Source organism: Granulicella aggregans (assembly GCF_014203275.1).
Lineage (GTDB): Bacteria > Acidobacteriota > Terriglobia > Terriglobales > Acidobacteriaceae > Edaphobacter.
The window spans coordinates 1-1,119 of record NZ_JACHIP010000081.1 but is presented as its reverse complement, the minus strand read 5'-3'; the positions used below and the strand labels follow the sequence as shown (position 1 = coordinate 1,119).

General features: G+C 54.4%; 1 protein-coding gene. It reads right to left on the bottom strand.

Annotated elements, in window-relative coordinates:
- A partial coding sequence (locus HDF16_RS30140; protein ID WP_184224681.1) for a LysR family transcriptional regulator occupies positions 1 to 783 on the bottom strand: 783 nt, incomplete at its 3' end.
- Between the last annotated feature and the right edge of the window lie 336 nt (positions 784 to 1,119).

Sequence of the window (1,119 nt, the reverse complement as noted above, 5' to 3'; positions counted from 1 at the left end):
CGCAAATGGCCTCGTGACCAGACCCTCCGGGATGTCGCTGTGCTCTCGAACGAGAGTCAGCCCGAGACCCGCCTCAACCATCTCGAACTGTCCGTGAACGGCCGAGGCGAACAAGGGAACGCCAGTCTCAATTCCCTCCTCTTCAAGTAACTTCATCATGTTGACGTGGGCTTTGCGCTGGGCTGCGGGCGGTTTGAAAATCCTGAGACGACCAGTGACTTGCGAAGCCTCGACGGCAGAGCTAGCTGCTAACGTATCGTCTGATCTCATGCAGACCAGCATGCGCTCTTGAGCGAGCGTCACGACTCTAGTGGAGGGCTCGTCGGAGGGGAGCGTGACGATGGCGGCGTCGATTTCTCCTGACGCGAGCCGCTCCAGTATCTGCTCAATCGGTGCGAATGTGGTCTCGATGTCGGATGCTGGGAAGAGCTTGCGATATACGCGTTCAGCTATTGCCACAATGCGCTTATCAGCAGCGGTTTCGCACTCTACTCGCAAGTTTCCATGTGCGCGACCATGAATCTGTCGCACCTCCTGCAACGATTCCTCGTGGAGTTCGAGGATAGGGTGAGCGTATTCGAACAACTGCGTACCACCGGCTGTTGGGCTGACGCGATTAGAGTGCCGGAATAGTAGAGGTGTTCCCAACCGATCTTCAAGCTCTCGGATACCCTTGCTTATTGTGGATTGGGTAACGCAAAGCTTGTCTGCCGCCCGGGTGAAGCTTCGATGATCGAAAACCGCAACGAAGTAGCGAAGATGACGCAACTCAATACTCTGCATATGGACGGTGCCTCATGTTGATCCGATGGTCCAGGTCGATCGTTTAGGTTTGCTGCCACGTTACGGCGTTACTGGTCCCGTAAATGCGGACATGCAGCATGAACTTCGGTACCTATCTTGCGTCTGTACCTAACCACCTTAGTACCCATCTATTTAGGTACGCAAGTTCTACTGCAGAATGCCCGAAGATGGCAGTCCATGTCAACCCGTCGACGAGGGATTACTATCGTCACAAATGAGCGGTGTTGAGGGTGTAATCAATCCGTTCTGTCGTGTGCTAAACCATAGAGAGAAGAAACCTAGACTCTCCCAGGCGGCCGATGCAACACACGTACG